Origin of the sequence: Duganella sp. Leaf61 (genome assembly GCF_001421905.1) — a bacterium.
Taxonomy (GTDB): domain Bacteria; phylum Pseudomonadota; class Gammaproteobacteria; order Burkholderiales; family Burkholderiaceae_D; genus Rugamonas; species Rugamonas zoogloeoides.
The window spans coordinates 312544-332338 of sequence record NZ_LMLM01000012.1 but is presented as its reverse complement, the minus strand read 5'-3'; the positions used below and the strand labels follow the sequence as shown (position 1 = coordinate 332338).

23 protein-coding genes are annotated in these 19795 nt (G+C 60.5%); 17 read left to right on the top strand and 6 right to left on the bottom strand.

The annotated features are described in order from the left end of the window. The first annotated feature begins 75 nt into the window (after positions 1-75). Positions 76-1278, top strand: coding sequence for a fatty acid desaturase (locus tag ASF04_RS10520; protein ID WP_056140912.1), 1203 nt, complete (start codon positions 76-78; stop codon positions 1276-1278). A 112-nt stretch (positions 1279-1390) separates the two neighbouring features. On the opposite strand, the gene rpmG is transcribed toward ASF04_RS10520, so the two are convergent. From rpmG to ASF04_RS10500, 4 genes are all read right to left on the bottom strand, one after another. Continuing rightward, on the bottom strand, positions 1391-1558 hold the full coding sequence (rpmG, locus tag ASF04_RS10515) for a 50S ribosomal protein L33 (RefSeq protein WP_019922928.1): 168 nt from the start codon (positions 1556-1558) through the stop codon (positions 1391-1393). A gap of 13 nt (positions 1559-1571) precedes the next feature. Beyond that, positions 1572-1808 (bottom strand): 50S ribosomal protein L28, encoded by a 237-nt coding sequence (gene rpmB, locus ASF04_RS10510; protein ID WP_026637479.1) that lies wholly within the window; start codon positions 1806-1808, stop codon positions 1572-1574. Between the two features lie 153 nt (positions 1809-1961). Then, positions 1962-2636 carry a DNA repair protein RadC gene (gene radC, locus ASF04_RS10505; protein WP_056140908.1) on the bottom strand — a complete coding sequence of 225 codons (675 nt, stop codon included), beginning with the start codon at positions 2634-2636 and terminating at the stop codon, positions 1962-1964. Positions 2637-2792: 156 nt separating this feature from the next. Next, complete coding sequence (locus tag ASF04_RS10500; RefSeq protein WP_056140905.1) at positions 2793-4013, bottom strand: chloride channel protein; 1221 nt, start codon at positions 4011-4013, stop codon at positions 2793-2795. 111 nt (positions 4014-4124) lie between these two features. On the opposite strand from ASF04_RS10500, the gene ASF04_RS10495 reads away from it, so the two are divergent. From ASF04_RS10495 to ASF04_RS10470, 6 genes are all read left to right on the top strand, one after another. Next, a complete protein-coding gene (locus ASF04_RS10495) occupies positions 4125-4577 on the top strand; it encodes a peptidylprolyl isomerase (protein ID WP_019922924.1) in 453 nt (150 codons plus the stop codon). Between the two features lie 23 nt (positions 4578-4600). Beyond that, positions 4601-5563, top strand: a complete 963-nt coding sequence (gene ispH / locus ASF04_RS10490; protein ID WP_019922923.1) for a 4-hydroxy-3-methylbut-2-enyl diphosphate reductase — start codon at positions 4601-4603, stop codon at positions 5561-5563. A 237-nt stretch (positions 5564-5800) separates the two neighbouring features. Next, positions 5801-6730, top strand: coding sequence for a branched-chain amino acid ABC transporter permease (locus ASF04_RS10485; RefSeq protein ID WP_056140901.1), 930 nt, complete (start codon positions 5801-5803; stop codon positions 6728-6730). A 10-nt stretch (positions 6731-6740) separates the two neighbouring features. After that, complete coding sequence (locus tag ASF04_RS10480) at positions 6741-7952, top strand: ABC transporter ATP-binding protein (protein ID WP_056140897.1); 1212 nt, start codon at positions 6741-6743, stop codon at positions 7950-7952. A gap of 23 nt (positions 7953-7975) precedes the next feature. Then, positions 7976-8749 (top strand): ABC transporter ATP-binding protein, encoded by a 774-nt coding sequence (locus ASF04_RS10475; RefSeq protein WP_056141940.1) that lies wholly within the window; start codon positions 7976-7978, stop codon positions 8747-8749. Next, on the top strand, positions 8749-9471 hold the full coding sequence (locus ASF04_RS10470; RefSeq protein ID WP_056140894.1) for an ABC transporter ATP-binding protein: 723 nt from the start codon (positions 8749-8751) through the stop codon (positions 9469-9471). The genes ASF04_RS10475 and ASF04_RS10470 overlap by 1 nt, the downstream gene beginning before the upstream one ends. 141 nt (positions 9472-9612) lie before the next feature. Here ASF04_RS10470 and ASF04_RS10465 read toward each other — a convergent pair whose 3' ends face one another. Continuing rightward, positions 9613-10173, bottom strand: a complete 561-nt coding sequence (locus ASF04_RS10465; protein ID WP_056140891.1) for a phasin family protein — start codon at positions 10171-10173, stop codon at positions 9613-9615. Between the two features lie 379 nt (positions 10174-10552). On the opposite strand from ASF04_RS10465, the gene ASF04_RS10460 reads away from it, so the two are divergent. From ASF04_RS10460 to pbpG, 3 genes are all read left to right on the top strand, one after another. After that, positions 10553-11461: a DMT family transporter gene (locus ASF04_RS10460; RefSeq protein ID WP_056140888.1), complete on the top strand. Its 909-nt coding sequence runs from the start codon at positions 10553-10555 to the stop codon at positions 11459-11461. Positions 11462-11471: 10 nt separating this feature from the next. After that, positions 11472-12164 carry a nitroreductase gene (locus tag ASF04_RS10455; protein ID WP_056140885.1) on the top strand — a complete coding sequence of 231 codons (693 nt, stop codon included), beginning with the start codon at positions 11472-11474 and terminating at the stop codon, positions 12162-12164. A gap of 148 nt (positions 12165-12312) precedes the next feature. Continuing rightward, positions 12313-13392, top strand: a complete 1080-nt coding sequence (gene pbpG, locus ASF04_RS10450; protein ID WP_056140883.1) for a D-alanyl-D-alanine endopeptidase — start codon at positions 12313-12315, stop codon at positions 13390-13392. On the opposite strand, the gene ASF04_RS10445 is transcribed toward pbpG, so the two are convergent. After that, positions 13374-14153, bottom strand: a complete 780-nt coding sequence (locus tag ASF04_RS10445; protein WP_056141937.1) for an IclR family transcriptional regulator — start codon at positions 14151-14153, stop codon at positions 13374-13376. The two genes, pbpG and ASF04_RS10445, sit on opposite strands and share 19 nt — an antisense overlap. 102 nt (positions 14154-14255) lie before the next feature. On the opposite strand from ASF04_RS10445, the gene ASF04_RS10440 reads away from it, so the two are divergent. The 7 genes from ASF04_RS10440 (at position 14256) to cysW (ending at position 19795) form a co-directional block, all read left to right on the top strand. Further along, complete coding sequence (locus tag ASF04_RS10440; protein ID WP_056140878.1) at positions 14256-14639, top strand: diacylglycerol kinase; 384 nt, start codon at positions 14256-14258, stop codon at positions 14637-14639. 116 nt (positions 14640-14755) lie between these two features. Continuing rightward, positions 14756-15766 carry a sulfate ABC transporter substrate-binding protein gene (locus tag ASF04_RS10435; protein WP_056140875.1) on the top strand — a complete coding sequence of 337 codons (1011 nt, stop codon included), beginning with the start codon at positions 14756-14758 and terminating at the stop codon, positions 15764-15766. 22 nt (positions 15767-15788) lie between these two features. Continuing rightward, on the top strand, positions 15789-16352 hold the full coding sequence (locus ASF04_RS10430) for an alpha/beta hydrolase (RefSeq protein WP_056140873.1): 564 nt from the start codon (positions 15789-15791) through the stop codon (positions 16350-16352). Between the two features lie 33 nt (positions 16353-16385). Further along, entirely contained in the window at positions 16386-17024 is a 639-nt protein-coding gene (locus ASF04_RS10425) for a peroxiredoxin (protein ID WP_019922907.1), read from the top strand. A 109-nt stretch (positions 17025-17133) separates the two neighbouring features. Continuing rightward, complete coding sequence (locus ASF04_RS10420; protein WP_056140871.1) at positions 17134-17913, top strand: sulfite exporter TauE/SafE family protein; 780 nt, start codon at positions 17134-17136, stop codon at positions 17911-17913. Between the two features lie 119 nt (positions 17914-18032). Beyond that, positions 18033-18905 carry a sulfate ABC transporter permease subunit CysT gene (gene cysT / locus ASF04_RS10415; protein WP_056140870.1) on the top strand — a complete coding sequence of 291 codons (873 nt, stop codon included), beginning with the start codon at positions 18033-18035 and terminating at the stop codon, positions 18903-18905. Further along, entirely contained in the window at positions 18905-19795 is an 891-nt protein-coding gene (gene cysW, locus ASF04_RS10410) for a sulfate ABC transporter permease subunit CysW (RefSeq protein WP_056140868.1), read from the top strand. Before cysT ends, cysW begins: the two co-directional genes overlap by 1 nt.

Genomic DNA, 19795 nt, shown 5'->3' with positions numbered 1-19795 from the left:
ATTGATTTTTTGCGCCTGTTGTAAAGAGCAATATTGGCGGATCCGCCTTGTTGCAACATTGGCCTTTTTTGGAGAATGAGCTTGAGTTTACATGCGGTACTGGATTTTCTTGCCAACGGCGTTACCCGCTTCAGTGCATGGGAAGTATTTTTTTACACGCTGATCGTGACCCATATCACGATTGCCGCCGTGACGATTTATCTGCACCGCCACCAGGCGCACCGTGCACTCGAGCTGCATGCGATCCCCAGCCATTTCTTCCGTTTCTGGCTGTGGCTCACCACGGGCCAGGTGACCAAGGAGTGGGCGTCGATCCACCGCAAGCACCACGCCAAGTGCGATACCGAAGAAGATCCGCACAGCCCGGTCACGCGTGGCATCAAAAAAGTATTCTGGGAAGGTGCCGAGCTGTATCGCGCCGAATCGAAAAACCTGGAAACCATGGAAAAGTATGGTCATGGCACGCCTGACGACTGGATCGAGCGCAACCTTTACACGCGCTTTTCCGCATCCGGTGTGATCGCGCTGTTCTTCATCAATTTCGCCCTGTTCGGCGTGATCGGTATCAGCGTGTGGGCCGTGCAGATGATGTGGATCCCTGTCACTGCCGCCGGCATCATCAACGGCATTGGGCACTACTGGGGCTACCGCAACTACGATTGCAGCGACGCTGCCACCAACATCATCCCGTTCGGCATCCTGATCGGCGGCGAAGAACTGCACAACAATCACCACACGTTTGCCACGTCGGCCAAACTGTCGTCGAAATGGTACGAGTTCGACATCGGCTGGGGCTATATCCGCGCGCTGGAAATCGTCGGCCTGGCCAAGGTCAAGCGCCGCGCACCGGAACCCAAGTTTGCCAAGGGCAAAGTGGAAGCGGACTTCGACACGCTGGCGTCCGTCATCGCCAACCGCTACGACGTCATGGCAAAGTACGCCAAGTCGGTCAAGTCGGCCTGGAACGAAGAGCGCGAGCACCTGAAACAAAAAGCCAAGCTCGAATCGCGCTTCCTGAAATCGTCGCGCAAGCTGTTGCAGCGCGAGCCGGGCAAGCTGGAAGCGCCGCAGCAGGAGCAACTGATCGAGCTGTTCCAGCACAGCAAGGCGCTGGAAACCATGCACACCATGCGCGTGGAGCTGGGTGTGATCTGGGAACGTTCGCACTTCACCCGCGAGCAGCTGCTGCACAAGCTGCAAGACTGGTGCAACCGCGCCGAAGCGTCGGGCATCAAGTCGCTGCAAGAGTTCTCGCTGAGGCTGCGTAGCTACGCTTAAGCTGTCGTTGTTGTCGTAAAGGCCCCGCACCATGCGGGGTTTTTTTCGTCCCGACACAATGCAGGGACGAAAAAAAACCACCCGGAGGTGGTTTTCAGGAAACGGCGATCGATTACTTGATCTTGGTTTCTTTGTAAGCGACGTGCTTGCGTGCTTTAGGATCGAACTTCATGATCTCCATTTTAGCAGGCATCGTGCGCTTGTTTTTGGTGGTGGTGTAGAAGTGACCAGTACCTGCGGTCGATTCCAGCTTGATTTTGTCGCGGCCAGTTTTTGCCATGGTAGCTCCCTAATTAGACTTTTTCGCCACGGGCACGCATGTCGGTCAGAACGGCATCGATGCCGACCTTGTCGATTACGCGCAGACCAGCGTTGGACAGACGCAGGGAGACCCAGCGGTTTTCAGATTCAACAAAAATACGACGGTTCTGCAGGTTAGGCAGGAAACGACGTTTGGTTTTGTTGTTTGCGTGGGAAACATTGTTGCCGACCATCGGCTTCTTCCCAGTAACTTGGCAAACACGTGCCATAACGCACTCCTTAAAAGACATTCCACAATTGGAAAAACAAGAGTATATCCAAAAAACTTAGGATATTCAATGACTTGTGAAAAACAATAGTGTCATGGATATCTCGTAAAATTTAACAATTGCGCGTAAACCCTTGAGCGAGCAGGGGTAAACCTATAATTGTCCGTGCTCAGCGAACGAATGCACGTGGTGTCCCGCCACCACAAAATGATCGAGGATGCGGATATCGACCAGCGCCAGCGCCTGCACCAGCGACCTGGTCAGCCGCAAATCGGCCTCGCTGGGGTCTTCTGTACCCGACGGATGGTTGTGGGCCAGCATGATGCTGGCGGCGTTGCGCGCCAGCGCTTCCTTGACGACTTCGCGCGGATAGACGCTGGTATGCGTCAGCGTGCCTCGGAACAGCTCCTTCACATCGACCAGGCGATTTTTGACGTCGAGGAACAACACGTAAAACGATTCGAAGGTGCGTCCGTTGAACAGCAGCCGCAGGTACTGTTTCACCGCCTGCGGTGAGCCGAGCGTGGTGGGGCGGCGCAACTCCTCGAGCATGGCGCGCCGCGCCAGTTCCATCACCGCCTGCAGCTGGGCGAACTTGGCCGGGCCCATGCCGTTGATCGCGGAAAACTCCGGCAGGGTGGCGCCAAATAAACCTTGCAGCGAACCGAAGTGCTGCATCGCGTGCTGGCCGAGCTGGACCGCATCGATGCCGCGCACGCCCACGCGCAGAAAGATCGCCAGTAATTCCGCATCGGACAGCGCACCGGCGCCGTCGCGAATCAGGCGCTCGCGCGGGCGCTGGTGTTTGGGCCACTGGTTGATTGTCATCGGGTTTCTCCGCCGCAGTTGTCTAGCAATTATGCGGAGCAGGTTCGGCCGCGAACGGGCGTACATCAAGCGTGCGGCGGTTATAACCGTGGCGGTTAGGGCGGAGGCAGCGGATTGCCATGCACCGGTAGCGGGGCATGGCGCGAGGAAGCGTTCTTATTTCAACTTCGGGTATAGCAGCCGCTGGGCCGCATAAATCCCGTGCCGGCCCGAGACCAGGTAGCTGATCGCACAACCGAAAGCTGCATACACGGCAATATCAAAGCCGAACAGTTCGATGGCGAGGATGGTGGAGGCCAGCGGCGTGTTCGATGCGCCCGCGAACACCGCTGCCAGGCCCACTGCCGCCAGGAACGGCGGCGGCAGTTGTAGCAGCGGCGCCAGCACGTGGCCCAGCGTGGCGCCCACGAAGAACAGCGGCGTCACCTCGCCACCCTTGAAGCCGCTGGCGATCGACCAGGCCGTCATGACCAGCTTGACCAGGAAATCCTGCGGCGCTACCTGTCCCGAGAAGGCTGCCTGCAGCACCGGCAAGCCCAGACCCAGGTAACGGTCGGCGCTGTTCACCGTCATGGCAAACAGTACGATCACCATGCCGCCGATGACCGGGCGCAGCAGGCTGTTGGCCACCCAGCGTTTAAACAGCGCCGAGAAACCATGGATGGCCATGCAAAAAGCCCGCGCCGCCAGTCCGAACGCCACGCCGGCAACGGCAACGAGCAGCAGCGGCATCCCGCCCAGCGCCGGCATGGCGCCCGCCGCGTAATGCATGTGGTGGGCTCCCAGGCCCAGCGTGACGAAGTGTGCGATTACGGCCGATAGCAGGCAGGGCAGCAGGGCGCTGGCAGCCATGCCGGTCAGCGCCACCACTTCGATACCCCAGATGGCGCCGGCCACGGGCGTGCCGAACACGGACGCGAAACCGGCCGCCATGCCGGCCGTGATGATCAGGGTACGGGTGCGATTGCTGACTCTGAATAGTTTGCTCAATTGGTCCGACAGGGCACCGCCCATCTGCACGGCCGTCCCTTCACGCCCGACCGAGGCGCCGAGCAGGTGCGAGGTCAGCGTGCCGAACAACACCAGCGGCGCCATGCGCAGCGGGATGGGGTGAGTGGGCGCGCGGGTTTCGTTGATCAGCAGGTTGATGCCGGCATCGCTACCGGCGCCATAACGCCGGTACAACCAGGCCACCAGCAGGCCGGCGACCGGCAGCAGCCAGATCAGCCAACGGTATTGCCCCCGCCAGTGCGTCACCGCATCGAGCGCGAGCAAAAAGGCGGCCGACGCGGCGCCAGCCAGCACGCCGATCAGGCACGACAGGGCAGCCCATTTGATGAGTTTGGTAAATATCGGATGTTGGAAGTGGTCCGTCATGGGCTCGATTATAGTTTGCCGCTGAAATATCGAGCTCTGAGTCTGACGATCAGGCCGAATCAGGCAAGGTGGCTTACAATACAGCCTTTGTCAGCTTACCGAATTCACGTCATGTCTAACGAGCAACCTGTCGTCACCCCGTCGGCCTATCTCACCCTGCATTACCGCCTGGCCTCCGTGGATGGCAAAGATATCGTCACCACTTTCGGCGGCACGCCGGCCACGTTGATGCTGGGCCAGGGACAACTGGCGCCGGTGCTTGAAGAGCTGTTGCTCGGCATGCCCGAAGGCACGCACAAGACCTTCGAGCTGGAACCGGGCGTGGGCTTCGGTCCGCGCAACCCGGAGCTGATCCGTGAAGTGTCGCGCGCCACGCTCGACGCCAACTCGGCGCCCGATGCGGACTATAAAATCGGTGACCTGGTCGATTTCGCCGCGCCCGGCGGCGGGCGCTTTGCCGGCATCCTGCGCGAGCTTGGTGCGGAAACCTGCTTATTCGATTTCAACCATCCGCTGGCCGGCCAGCCGTTGAAATTTGAAGTGAACCTGATCTCGGTGCTGTGAGACTGAACCTTGAGGATTAACCCATGAGCGATAAAGAACTCCTGCTGGCCCAGCCGCGCGGCTTTTGCGCCGGCGTCGACCGGGCCATTGAAATCGTCGAGCGTGCCCTGAACCAGTTCGGCGCGCCGATCTATGTGCGCCACGAAATCGTCCACAACGCCTATGTCGTGGCCGACCTGCGCGCCAAGGGCGCGATCTTTATCGAGGATCTCGACGATGTCCCGGCCGGCAATACGCTGGTATTCTCGGCACACGGCGTTTCGCGCGCGGTGCGGGCCGAGGCCGAGTCGCGCGGGCTGTCGATTTTCGACGCCACCTGCCCGCTGGTGACCAAGGTCCACGTGGAAGTGGCCAAGATGCGCAAGCAGGGCTGCGAGATCATCATGATCGGCCACCAGGGCCACCCGGAAGTGGAAGGCACCATGGGCCAGACCGACCAGGGCATGTACCTGGTGGAAACCGTGGACGATGTCGAACACCTGGTGGTGGCCAAGCCCGACCAGCTGGCCTACGTGTCGCAGACCACGCTGTCGGTCGATGACACCATCGAAATCATCGCCGCGCTCAAGCGCAAGTTCCCGGCAATTATCGAGCCGAAAAAGGGCGACATCTGCTACGCCACCACCAACCGCCAAGAAGCCGTCAAGTTCATGGCGCCGCAGGTGGAACTGGTGATCGTGGTGGGCAGCCCCAACAGCTCGAACTCGAATCGCCTGCGCGAAGTGGCCGAAAAGATGGGTACCCCTGCCTACATGGTCGATAACGCTTCGCAGATCGACCCGGCCTGGCTCGACGGCAAGGTGCGCGTGGGCGTGACCGCCGGCGCGTCGGCGCCCGAAGTTCTGGTCGAAGCCGTGATTTCGCGCCTGAAAGAGTGCGGCGTGCGCAGCGTACGTCCGCTCGACGGCGTGGAAGAGTCGGTCACATTCCCTTTGCCCAAGGGCCTCGATGGTCCAAAACTTGCACCAATCGAGGGCGTCGCGTAAAAACGCCTTGATCGCGGCGGAATTTAATTCAGTTACTGCTGAGTTATTCCGCTGTTAGTTTTTCCAGAATCTCGCTATCATTGCCTCGCTCTTAAAAGCTTGTCGTTTCGTCTCCAGCGGTACTTCTGGTACGAAACTTGCATTATGAATGCGTAGCCAACTGCGGCACTACGGGAACTTGCTTTCCGGGTGCCGTTTTTGTTACGTGGTGCAGGCATAACATAGTAAAGGTTCTCAATGGATACCCTTATCCAACAAATTATCAACGGGCTGGTGCTCGGCAGCATGTACGCACTGGTCGCGCTCGGTTACACCATGGTGTACGGCGTGCTCAACCTCATTAACTTCGCCCACGGCGACGTCTTGATGATCGGCGCCATGACCGGGCTGACCATCCTCAACTTGCTCAATCAATATGCGCCCGAAATGCCCGGCTATATCAAGCTGGCGATTGCCATCGGCGGCGCGATTCCAGTCTGCATGATCGTCAACGTGCTGATCGAGCGGGTCGCTTATCGCCGGCTGCGCAACGCGCCGCGCCTGGCTCCCTTGATCACCGCCATTGGCGTATCGATCCTGCTACAGACGATTGCCATGATGATCTGGACCCGCAACCCGCTGCCATTCCCGCAACTGCTGTCGCCCGAGCCGGTACTGATCGGCGGCGCGCTGATTTCGCAAACCCAGATCCTGCTGCTGGTGCTCGCTGCCGCATCGATGGTCGGCCTGGTGCTGCTGGTGGAAAAAACCAAGATGGGCCGCGCCATGCGCGCCACGGCCGAGAACCCGCGCGTCGCCGGCCTGATGGGCGTCGATTCCAACAAGGTGATCGTGCTGACGTTTGCGCTCGGTGCGGCGCTTGCTGCCGTGGCTGGCGTGATGTGGGGCGCCAACTACGCGTCGATCCAGTTTGCCATGGGCTTCCTGCCCGGCCTGAAAGCGTTCTGCGCGGCCGTGCTTGGTGGTATCGGCAATATCTACGGCGCCATGATCGGCGGCATCGTGCTGGGGCTGGTCGAAAGCCTGGGCGCCGGCTACATCGGCGACCTGACCGGCGGCTTCCTTGGCAGCCACTACCAGGATATCTTCGCCTTCGTGGTGCTGATCCTCGTGCTCACCGTGCGGCCGTCCGGCATCATGGGCGAGCGCGTGGCCGACCGCGCATAAGGAGACCGAGATGGCTATTTTTGACACGTCGCATAACCCGCGCAAGGCTTACGCCAGCATGGCCGTGCTGTTGATCGGCCTGCTGATCTTCCCGTTCTTTGCCGCCCAGTTCGGCAATTCGTGGGTACGCATCATCGACATGGCGCTGCTGTACATCATGCTGGCGCTGGGCCTGAACATCGTAGTCGGCTTCGCCGGCCTGCTCGACCTCGGCTACATCGCGTTCTTCGCGGTGGGCGCGTACGTGACCGGGCTGCTGGCCTCGCCGCAGTTCGCCACCTTGCTCGAGTCGATGATCTACGAGTACCCGGCCGTGGCCGATGCCCTGGTCGCCGTGCTCGGACCCGAGATCCAGCAGAACGGCATCCACCTGTCGGTATGGGCCATCGTGCCGATCGCCGCCATCCTGGCCGGTTTCTTTGGCGCCTTGCTGGGCGCCCCCACGCTCAAGCTGCGCGGCGATTACCTGGCCATCGTGACCCTGGGCTTTGGCGAGATCATCCGCATCTTCATGATGAACTTGAACGAGCCGATCAATTTCACCAACGGTCCGCAGGGCATCAACATGATCGACCCGATCCGCGTGTTCGGTGTCAACCTGGCCGGCGAGGCCGGTTCGCGCGCCACCGTCATGCTGGGCGACTTCGCCATGCCGTCGGTCAATGCCTACTATTACCTGTTCCTGTTCCTGTGCGTGGTGATCGTGTTCGTCACGGCGCGCCTGCAGCACTCGCGCCTGGGCCGCGCCTGGGTGGCGATCCGCGAAGATGAAATCGCCGCCAAGGCCATGGGCATCAACACCCGCAACGTCAAGCTGCTGGCCTTCTCGATGGGCGCGTCGTTCGGCGGCGTGGCGGGCGCCATGTTTGCCGCGTTCCAGGGCTTTGTCTCGCCGGAATCGTTCTCGCTGACCGAATCGATCGCCGTGCTGGCGATGGTGGTGTTGGGCGGCATCGGCCATATCCCGGGCGTGATCCTCGGCGGCGCGCTGCTGGCCTCGCTGCCGGAAGTGCTGCGCCACGTGGTGGAGCCGCTGCAACAGAAACTGTTCGGCCATGTCGTGATCGAAGCGGAAGTGCTGCGCCAGCTGCTGTACGGCCTGGCGCTGGTGCTGATGATGTTGTACCGCCCGGCCGGCCTGTGGCCGTCGCCCAAGCACGAAGACCGTCCCGACCACGATTCGGACACCAAAGATAAATCGTCCGACACGGTCGCGGCTTGAGGAGTGCAACGATGAACGCCACCATGAATGAACAGCCAACCATTTTGAATATCGCCGGCGTCAATAAACGCTTCGGCGGCCTGCAGGCGCTGACCGACGTGGGCATCACGATCAAGCAAGGCCAGATCTACGGCCTGATCGGCCCCAACGGCGCGGGCAAGACCACGTTCTTCAACGTCATTACCGGCCTGTATCAGCCCGATACCGGCACCTTCGAGCTGGCCGGCAAGCCGTATTCGCCGTCCGCCCCGCACGAGGTGGCCAAGGCCGGCATCGCCCGCACCTTCCAGAACATCCGCCTGTTCGGCGAGATGACGGCGCTGGAAAACGTCATGGTCGGGCGCCACGTGCGCTCGAAGCAGGGCGTGTTTGGCGCCATCTTCCGCCACAAGGCCGCGCGCGAGGAAGAAGCGTCGATCCGCACCCGCGCCCAGGAGCTGCTCGATTTCGTCGGCATCGGCAAGTTTGCCAACCGCACGTCGAAGTTCCTGTCGTACGGCGACCAGCGCCGCCTGGAAATCGCCCGCGCGCTGGCCACCGATCCGCAACTGCTGGCGCTCGACGAACCGGCGGCCGGCATGAACGCCACCGAAAAACTGGCGCTGCGCGAACTGCTCATCAAGATCAAGCAGCAGGGCAAGACCGTGCTGCTGATCGAGCACGACGTCAAGATGATGATGGCGCTGTGCGACCGGCTGATGGTGCTGGAGTACGGCAAGCCGATTGCGGAAGGCCTGCCGGCTGAAATACAAAGCAACAAGGCGGTGATCGACGCCTACCTCGGAGGATCGCATTAATGAGTAGCAACGTACTGAAAATCTCCGGGCTCAAGGTGGCCTACGGCGGCATCAAGGCAGTCAAGGGCATCGACCTGGAAGTGAACCAGGGCGAACTGGTCGCGCTGATCGGCGCCAACGGCGCCGGCAAGACCACCACCCTGAAAGCCATCACCGGCACCTTGCCGGAGTGCAAGGTGGAAGGCACGATCACGTACCAGGGCGAGTCGATGAAGGGCACCAAGTCCTTCCACCTGGTGGAAAAGAAGCTGGCGATGGTGCCGGAAGGACGCGGTGTATTCACCCGCATGACCATCGAGGAAAACCTGATGATGGGCGCGTTTACGCGCAACGACAAGGCCGGCATCGAGGCGGACGTCGCCAAATGGTTCGACGTGTTCCCGCGCCTGAGGGAACGCGCGCAGCAACTGGCCGGCACCTTGTCCGGTGGCGAGCAGCAAATGCTGGCGATGGCGCGCGCGCTGATGTCGCACCCGAAACTGCTGCTGCTCGACGAGCCGTCGATGGGCCTGTCGCCGATCATGGTGGACAAGATTTTCGAGGTGATCCGCAACGTCTCTGCCGAAGGCATCACCGTGCTGCTGGTGGAGCAGAACGCCAAGCTGGCGCTGCAAGCGGCGCACCGCGGCTACGTGATGGACTCCGGCGTGATCACCATGACCGGCCAGGCCAGCGCCATGCTGGACGACCCGCGCGTGAAGGCTGCCTACCTGGGCGAGTAACAGCGTGTCCCGGTCGGGAATGAGGCGTTGCCTGCGCGCCTCGGCGACGAGTGGGCTCCACACCTCAAGATGAAAAAAAAGCCTCGGAGTCCGAGGCTTTCAAGGTCGTCCGCGAGCGGACGAGGAGGAGGTTGCTACTGATCAGGCACGTACCGGCGCGGCTTTGGCGGCAGCGGCGGTGAACTGGCTGACGGCCTGGTTCAGGTTGGTTTCGATCGACTCGGCGGCTTGCTTGGCGGTACGGGTCATTTGCTCGTAGCCGGCATTGGCGTTGCCGATGGCCGATTTGAACAGGGCGATCGCGTTTTCGCTGCCGGCCGGGGCGTTCTTGCTCACTTCTTCCACCAGCGAAATGACTTTGCGGTTGGTTTCGGCGATCTGGGTTTCGGCAGCTTTGCTGAACTCGGCGCCGGTGCTCGAAGCGATGGTGGCCAGGTGACGGCTGTAAGCCAGGGTTTTTTCAGCGTTCGGCTGGGCTTGAGCAGAAGCCAGCGCGAAGAATTCTTGCGGGTCTTTGGCCGACAGCAGTTGCTTGGCGGTGTTCGACGTTTCTTCCAGCGAAGCTTTGGCGGCGGTCAGGTTCAGGTCAACCAGTTTTTCGACGCCTTCGAATGCTTTGTTGGTCAGTGCCGAGAAGATGGCGAACTGGGCTTCGAAGTTGGCTTTGGTCGCATTGGAAAATTGCTCAGGGATCGAAAACATTTAACTCTCCAGAAAATAGGGCTTGAATGAGGTTTCTTACTGTTTTTACTGTCGGTGCGAAACGACCAGAACAGACCAGAATGCAGTCATCCACGTTTCAGACCGAATCACAAATTGTGCAACGCAACAAGACCGATTTTACGGCCTTCAAAAATTAAGTCAAGCGATTTTTTGTGCGTTGCATCAAGGCATGAGTGTTATTTTCAGGTAAGCAAAGCGACTGCCGGTTATTTGTTTCCTTGCAAGTAAATATCCGTGTGGAACCGCGCCACGACTGGCCTCCGGCACCTCCTCCCCATGAGGCCGCCTCTCCCGTGCTAGACTCGACGAGCACCTGTTCGGCGTAGCCGACCTCCTATTAGACTGATAGTAACTTGACATGCCCGACCCGTCCGCCGCCACAACCGCTCCCCGCACCGCTTCTTTTCTGTCGCCAATTCCGTTGTTTTTCGTATTTTTGTGGAGCAGCGGTTTCATCGTTGCCAAGTTCGGCCTGCCTTATGCACCGCCGCTGACCTTTATCGTCCTGCGTTTTCTGTGTGTGCTGGCGATCCTGGCGCCGCTGGTATTGCTGTTGCGCGCGCCCTGGCCGCAGGGCAAGGTGCTGCACATTGCGCTGGCCGGTGTGCTGCTGCATGCCGGCTACCTGGGTGGCGTGTGGTGCGCGATCAAGCTGGGCATGCCGGCCGGACTGTCGGCCCTGATCGTGGGCATGCAGCCGATCCTGACCGCCTTTGCCGCGCCGCTGATCGGCGAAACCGTGCGGCCGCGCCAGTGGCTGGGATTATTGTTCGGCATTGGCGGGGTGGCGCTGGTGGTTGCGGCCAAGATCGAGCTGGTCGGCCTGTCGTTTGCGGCGATTGCCCTGTGCGTGCTGGCGCTGGTGTCGATCACCGTCGGCACCTTGTACCAGAAACGTTACTGCCCACAATTCGACTTGCGCACCGGCACGGTGATCCAGTTTACCGCCTCCACCATGGTGATCTTGCCGCTGGCTATCATTTTTGAAGGCATGGGGCTGGACTTTGCTGCGGTGCAGTGGACCCCGCACTTTATAGGCGCGCTGGCCTGGGCAGTGCTGGCGGTATCGATCGGCGCGATCTTCCTGCTGTTCGCGCTGATACGCCGCAGCGACGCCACTCAAGTGACCAGCTTGCTTTACCTGACGCCGCCGACCACCGCGCTGATGGCGTGGCTGATGTTCGGCGAAGCGTTCAACGCCCTCGGCATGGCTGGCATGGCGCTGGCCGTCGCCGGGGTATTCTTTGTTGTCAGTAAATCGAAATAAGGAAAAACCTGTGACGACTCCCGAACAGCAGGCGGTGGACGCCGCCATCACGTCGCGCCGCTCGATCCGCGCCTACCTGCCGCAAGCGGTCGCGCGCGAAGACATCGCCCACATCCTGCAGGTGGCGGGCAGGGCGCCGTCGGGCACCAATACCCAGCCGTGGAAAGTGTATGTGCTGCAGGGCGATCCGAAACGGTCGCTGTCGGACGCCATCCTGGCCCTGCACCACGACCCGGTGCAGGCGCGCCAGCACATTGAGGAATACGCCTATTACCCGACCGAGTGGAAGTCGCCGTTCATCGACCGCCGCCGCAAGGTGGGCTGGGACCTGTATGCGCTGCTGGGCCTCACGCGCGAGAACAAGGCCGGCATGGCTGCCCAGCACGGCAAGAATTACGACTTTTTCGGCGCGCCGGTGGGACTGATCTTTACCATCGACCGGGCGATGGCGCAGGGGGCGTGGCTCGACTACGGCATGTTCCTGCAAAGCGTGATGGTCGCTGCACGCGGCCGTGGGCTAGATACCTGTCCACAGGCCGCGTTTACCCAGTATCATCGGGTGATTGCCGCCCAGTTGGCGCTGCCCGACCATGAAATGGTGGTCTGCGGCATGGCCCTCGGCTATGCCGATATGAGCAAGGTCGAGAACACGCTGGTCACCGAGCGCATGGCGCTCGACGAATTTGTTAAATTTATGTCGTGATATCTGTTTGAACACGAGTTGCGATTCGTATATGGCGAATCCGCAACCAATCTGGTCAGCAGGGAGAATTTTGCTTGCGCTGGCACAGCATTTTGCTACACTGCAACGGTCAATTTGTGAATTTTGTTTGTTCTTCCTGGGGAAATGAATGTATAAACTAGCGCTCAGTGCCGTCATTTCGCTGATGTTTGCCTCCGCCGGCCTTACCACGGCCAGCATCGCCCACGCAGAAACTGCCGCACCCAAGAAGGCACAAGTCAAAAAAGCCAAGGCGCGCCAGACCGTGCGCCTGTCCGCTCCCCGGGTGGAAGGCCGCGTGGTCAAGCGTATTACACGCGTGAACGGCCGCAAGAAAGTCAGCTACCAGCGCCTGATCACGGCCGCCCCGGCGTTTGCCACCATGGGCGACCTGGCCGGCCTGTCCGCTACCCGCGATCCGCTCGACCTGAAATCGAACGTGGCGCTGGTGCTCGACCAGGCCAATTCGGAAGTGCTGTTTGAAAAGAATTCCAATATCGCGTTGCCGATCGCCTCGATCACCAAGATGATGACCGGCCTGGTCGTGGTGGAAGCGAACCAGGACATGGATGAAGTGCTGACCGTGACCGACGACGACGTCGATCGCGCCAAGTTCAGCAGCTCGCGCCTGCGCGTGGGCGCCCAGCTGACGCGTGCCAACATGCTGCATATTGCCTTGATGAGTTCGGAAAACCGCGCAGCTTCGGCACTCGGCCGCAACTATCCGGGTGGCAAGCCTGCGTTTGTCGAAGCGATGAACGCCAAGGCGCGCGAACTGGGCATGAGCGACACCCATTACGTCGATTCGAGCGGCCTGTCGAAAATGAATGTGGCCAGCGCGCGCGACCTGGCCAAGCTGGCGATTGCCGCTTACGAACACCCGATGCTGCGCCAGTTTTCCACCGACACCAACGCCATCGTTGAAGCGAATGGCCGTCCGATGCAATTCGGCACGACCAACCGCCTGGTGGCCAGCCCGGACTGGTCGATCGGCTTGCAGAAAACCGGTTTTATCAACGAAGCGGGCCGTTGCCTGCTGATGCAGGCGGTGATCGAAGGGCGTTCCGTGATCATGGTGTTCCTCGATTCCAAGGGCACGCAGTCGCGCGTGGCCGATGCCGGCCGTATCCGCAAGTGGATCGAAGCACTGAAGCCGGCCGCGCTGAACATCGGCGCCGGCACCACGCCGGTTTATTCCACCGGCATGTAACCGAGGGTGGCGGAGATCTGGTTGGCGGTAATCACCAGGTCTTCCAGCCAGTCTTCCTGTAAACGGTCGGCCGGCGCCGAGATCGACAGCCCGGCAATCAGTTTGCCGCTATCGTCGCGGATGCCGGCGGCCATGCAGCGCACGCCCAGTTCCAGTTCTTCATTGTCGCGCGCATAGCCGCGCGACTTCACCAGGCTCAGCTCGCGCTCGAGCTTGGACAAGTCCGTGATCGAATTCTTGTTGTGGCCGGCCAGCCCGGTGCGCGTGGCATACGCGCGGATGGCCTTGGGCTCATCGACCGATAAAAACAGCTTGCCGGTGGAGGTAAGGTGCAACGGTCCGCGGCCGCCGATGGCGCGCACCACCTGCATACCAGAGCGTTCCGAGAACGCGCGGTCGATATAGACGATCTCGTCGCCCTGGCGCACCGACAGGTTGATGGTCTGCTGGGTTTTCTTGTGCAGCGCGCGCATGAAGTCCAGCGCCGCTTCGCGTACCGACAGCCGGCTCTTGACGACGTTGCCCAGTTCCAGCAAGCGCATGCCAAGCCGATACGTGCCCGGTTCGATGCGGTCGACAAACCGCGTGACCACCATGTCGTTGAGGATGCGATGGGCGGTGGAAGGGTGTAATCCCGAGACCTTGGACAATTCCTTGAGGCTGACCGGGTCCGGGTAGCGCGCCAGCGCGTCGAGCAGCGCCATCATGCGGTCGATGACCTGGATAGTGGTCTTCTGCTCTGTCGGTATCTCTGCTTTCATCATATGGTGGTGCAATGCCGTAAAGTGATATTACTTTATACCATAATGTGAAAACACGCAGCACATGATGCATAATCTTATCTTTTTACACAGCCCCCAAATATGGAACCAGTGAGCGAGTTCAAGAGCAAAAGCGGCCTGAAACGTATCTTTTCGGCTTTTTTCTATTCGATGGACGGTCTCAAGTCCGCCTGGCGCCATGAACACGCGTTCCGCCAGGAACTGGTGCTGTTCATTGTCGCCACCGCCATCGCGCTGGCGCTGCGCATTTCGGCATTTGAAAAACTGGTGCTGATCGCGGTAATGGTGCTGATCCTGATCGTCGAGCTGATCAATTCAGCGATCGAAGCAGTGGTGGACCGGATTTCGCTCGAGCGCCATCCGCTGTCGAAAAATGCCAAGGATTTCGGCAGTGCGGCCGTGCTGCTGGCGTGCCTGCTGGCGGCAGCCACATGGGGCGTGGTGCTCTTCAACCGCTTCTATTGATTCTATTGATTCTATTGATTCTATATAAGATTGCGGTATATTGAACTGCTAAAAGCTTAGTTCTCATTTATAAGGGACAGCAGTAATCTGGGGGCCTTCACAACCAGGGGATTACGATGCTGTCCAAAAAAATTATTGCCGCTGCCATCTTGGCCGCGACCACTGTTGTTACCGCCGCTCCATCGTTCGCTGCAGATATTTCTTTGCTTAACGTATCGTATGACCCCACGCGTGAGCTGTATGCCGACGTGAACGCCGCCTTTGCCAAGGACTGGAAAGCCAAGACTGGCGACAACGTCAAGATCAAGCAATCGCACGGCGGCTCGGGCAAACAGGGCCGCGCCGTGATCGACGGCCTGGAAGCGGACGTGGTGTCGCTGGCGCTGGCCTATGACATCGACGCCATCGCCGAGAAAAAACTGCTGTCGCCGGACTGGCAGAAAAAGCTGCCGCACAACAGCACCCCGTACACGTCCACCATCGTGTTCCTGGTCCGCAAGGGCAATCCTAAAGGCATCAAGGACTGGAACGACCTGGTGAAACCAGGCGTGGCCGTCATTACCCCGAATCCGAAAACCTCGGGCGGCGCCCGCTGGAACCACCTGGCAGCCTACGGCTACGCGCTGCGCCAGCCGGGCGGCACCGAAGCGTCCGCTAAAGACTTCCTCGGCAAGCTGTATAAAAACGTGCCGGTGCTGGATTCGGGCGCCCGTGGCGCCACCACCACTTTCGTTGAACGCGGCATCGGCGACGTGCTGATCGCGTGGGAAAACGAAGCGCTGCTGGCGATCAAGGAACTGGGCCCGACCAAGTTCGACATCATCGCCCCGTCGGTGTCGATCCTGGCCGAGCCGCCAGTGGCCGTGGTTGACAAGGTAGTGGACAAGCGTGGCACCCGCAAGGTGGCCGAAGCTTACCTGAACTTCCTGTACACCGATGCAGCGCAGGAAATCATCGCCAAGAACTACTACCGTCCGGCAGTGGAGAAGGAAGCGAAGAAATACGCCAGCCAGTTCCCGGCCGTCAAGCTGTTCACGATCGCGGATGTGGCAGGCGACTGGACCCGTGCCCAGAAGGTACACTTCTCGGATGGCGGCGTGTTCGACCAGATTTATCAGCCTAAATAAGCAACCCAGGTAATCAAATATCATGGCCCACGCGCTTGCCGAATTCCGTGTCCTGATCGCGCCCGGTCTGCATAACAGCGGACCGGACCATTGGCAAAGCCGGTGGCAGCGTTTGTTCCCGGCCTTCGAGCGCGTGGAGCAGGATGACTGGGATGTGCCCGACCTGGCACGCTGGTCGGCGCGGGTGGACCAGCTGCGTCAGCAGGGCAGCGATACCCGGCCCACGCTGATCGTGGCGCACAGCTTCGGCAGCCTGGCCACCGTGCACAGCCTGGCGCGCGATCCGTCCAACGTGGCGGGCGTGCTGCTGGTGGCGCCGGCCGATCCGGAAAAATTCGACGTGGTGGAGCAGTTGCCGCTGGAACCACTGGCGCGACCTTCCGTCATGGTCGGCAGCACCAACGATCCCTGGATGGCGGCGCCGCGCGCGGCGTGCTGGGCAGAGCGCTGGCAGAGCCGGTTCGTCAACGGCGGACCGCTCGGCCATATCAATGCCGAGTCCGGCCTGGGCGACTGGCCCGAAGGATTGGAAATGTTGTATTTTTTGGCAGAACAAGCGCACAATACGCAATCCCGGACCCACTGATCCACCGATCGGGTCCTCTTTCAGGAGACCACTATGACTTTACGACTGGGCGACGTCGCCCCTGATTTTGAACAGGATTCTTCGATTGGCAAGCTCAAGTTCCACGAGTGGGCGGGCGATTCCTGGGTGGTGCTGTTCTCGCACCCGGCCGACTTCACGCCGGTGTGCACCACCGAGCTGGGCCTGACCGCCAAGCTGAAGCCGGAATTCGACAAGCGCAACGTCAAGGCGATCGCATTGTCGGTCGATCCGGCTGAAAAACACGCGGCCTGGATCAGCGATATCGAGCAGACGCAAGACACCGTGGTCGGCTTCCCGATCATCGCCGACGAAGACCGTTCGGTATCGTCGCTGTACGACATGATCCACCCGAACGCTTCGACCACTGCCACCGTGCGCACGCTGTTCGTGATCGACCCGGCCAAGAAAGTGCGCCTGTCGCTGACCTACCCGATGAGCACCGGCCGCAACTTCGACGAAGTGCTGCGCGTGATCGACGCCCTGCAACTGACCGACGGCTACACCGTGGCCACGCCCGGCAACTGGAAAGACGGCGACGATGTCATCATTCCGCTGACCGTGCAAGATCCGGAAGTGCTGAAGCAAAAGTATCCAAAAGGCTTTACGGCTGCGCGCCCTTATCTGCGCGTTACACCGCAGCCGAACAAGTAATGCATATCGAGGCGCACCAAGTACAGTAAGCGCATAAGCAAATAACGATGCTGTTGTTTGATAATTTCCCCGAAGTAGGTACTCTGCGGCCTACTTTGGGGATTTTTGCATGGATGTATCTTTCGTTGTATCGGGTTTTGCTGTTGGCCTGCTGGTCGGCATGACCGGCGTTGGTGGCGGTTCGTTGATGACGCCGTTGTTGACCCTGCTGTTTGGCGTGTCGCCGGCCGTGGCCGTAGGCACCGACCTCGCTTTCGCCTCGATCACCAAGGGCGTGGGCACGTTCACCCACCGCCTGCGCGGGACCGTGCACTGGGATATCGTGCGCCGCCTGTGCATCGGCGCCTTGCCGGCCGCGCTGCTGGCCAGTCTCTCGCTCAAGTATTTCGGCACCCTCAACCAGGATATCGGCCAGCTGATCCGCTATATGATCGGCGGCTCGGTGCTGCTCACCGTGGTTGCCTTGCTGTTCAAGCGCAAGATGCTCGAGTGGATCACCGCCCACCCGGAACGCCAGCTGCAAGGCCGCTCGCTGGCACTTGCGACCATCGTGTCCGGCGCCGTGCTCGGCGTGCTGGTCACCATCTCATCGATCGGCGCCGGCGCCATTGGCGCAACCGTGCTGGTGCTGCTGTACCCGCGCCTGACTGCTGCCGAAGTCGCCGGTACCGACATCGCCTACGCCGTGCCGCTGACGGCGATTGCGGCCGTGGGCCACTGGTGGCTCGGTTCCATCGACTGGAACCTGCTGCTGGCGCTGCTAGTGGGTTCCTTGCCGGGCATCACGCTCGGCTCCTACGTGGCGCGCGCGGTGCCGGAGAAGCTGCTGCGCGGCTTGCTGGCGATGATCCTGGTGACGGTAGCCTTCAAACTGATTTTTAAAAGCTAGGTGTGGTGGACTCGTTATAGCTGATTGATCTAACTAAATAAAAATTGCTTCGTTTGTAGAATGAAGCACAAGTGAGACTATGCAGCCCTTATAGAAGTTTATGTAATAAGGGAGCGACCATGTCAGCAGTCTTAGCAGCGCCCGCCACGGCACCCGTTGCCGCACGGGGCGCGCCTTTCCGCGTGATGCCCGGTTTCCGGCTCTCGCTCGGGTTCACCATCTTTTATCTGGCGCTGATCGTCCTGATCCCGCTGTCGGCGATTTTCCTCAAGACTTTTACCATGACCTGGGAAGGCTTTATTGCGGCTGTCACATCCGACCGCGTGATGGCTTCCTACCGCCTGACGTTTGGCGCGTCGCTGATCGGCGCGTTTATCAACGTCATCTTTGGCGGTATCGTGGCCTGGGTGCTGGTGCGCTACGAATTTCCAGGCAAGCGCATCGTCGATGCCCTGGTGGACTTGCCGTTCGCGCTGCCCACCGCCGTGGCCGGCATCACGCTGACCGCGCTGTACTCGGCCAATGGCTGGTTCGGCCAGTTTATCGAAGGCGTGCTCGGCATCAAGGTGGCGTTTACGCCGCTGGGCGTAGTGGTGGCGCTGACCTTTATCGGTTTGCCGTTCGTGGTGCGCACCGTGCAACCGGTGCTCGAAGACGCCGAACGCGAACTGGAAGAGGCTGCCGCCAGCCTGGGCGCCAATGCGTTCCAGACCTTCAGCCGCGTGGTGTTCCCGACGATTTTGCCCTCGCTCATGACCGGTTTCGCGCTGGCGTTTGCGCGCGCCACCGGCGAGTTCGGTTCGGTGATTTTCATCGCCGGCAATATGCCGATGGTGTCGGAAATCACGCCGCTGTTCATCATCACCAAGCTCGAGCAGTACGACTACGCCGGCGCCACCGCGATTGCGGTGGTGATGCTGGTGGTGTCGTTCCTCATGCTGTTGGGTATCAATCTCTTGCAAGCCTGGGCTCGCGGAAAGTCGGGTAAATAATGAGCGGTGTTAATCCTCCTGCGCGTCGCGGCGAACTGCCGTCGGCCCCGCAAACCCTCGAGCCGCGCTGGGTGCGCAATGTGCTGATCGCTGTCGCGCTGCTGTTCCTGACCGTGTTCCTGTTCGTGCCGTTAGTCGCCGTGTTTGCCGAAGCGTTGCGCAAGGGCTGGGAAGCGTACGTGGCCGCCATCGTCGAGGAAGACGCGATCTCGGCCATCAAACTGACCTTGATCACGGCCGCGATTGCCGTGCCGCTGAACCTGGTGTTCGGTATCGCTGCGTCGTGGTGTATCGCCAAGTTCGAGTTCCGTGGCAAGAGCTTTTTGCTCACGCTGATCGACTTGCCGTTCTCGGTGTCGCCGGTGATTTCGGGCCTGATCTACGTGCTGCTGTTCGGCGCCCAGGGCTGGTTCGGCGAGTGGCTGTACAAGCACGACATCAAGATCCTGTTCGCGGTGCCGGGCATCGTGCTGGCAACCATTTTCGTGACGTTCCCGTTCGTGGCGCGCGAACTGATCCCGCTGATGCAGGCGCAAGGCAGCGAGGAAGAAGAAGCGGCCATCGTCTTGGGCGCGTCGGGCTGGAATACCTTCCGCCGCGTGACGCTGCCCAACATCAAGTGGGGCCTGCTGTACGGCGTGATCTTGTGTAATGCCCGCGCGATGGGCGAGTTCGGCGCGGTGTCGGTGGTGTCCGGCCACATCCGTGGCGAGACCAACACCATGCCGCTGCAAGTGGAAATTCTCTACAACGAATACAACTTTGCCGCAGCCTTTGCCGTGGCGTCCCTGCTGGCCTTGCTGGCCCTGGTGACGCTGGCCCTGAAATCCTTTATCTCCTGGCGCCTGAACGAATCGCGCGTCGAAGATGCCCGTATCAAGGAGCAGTAA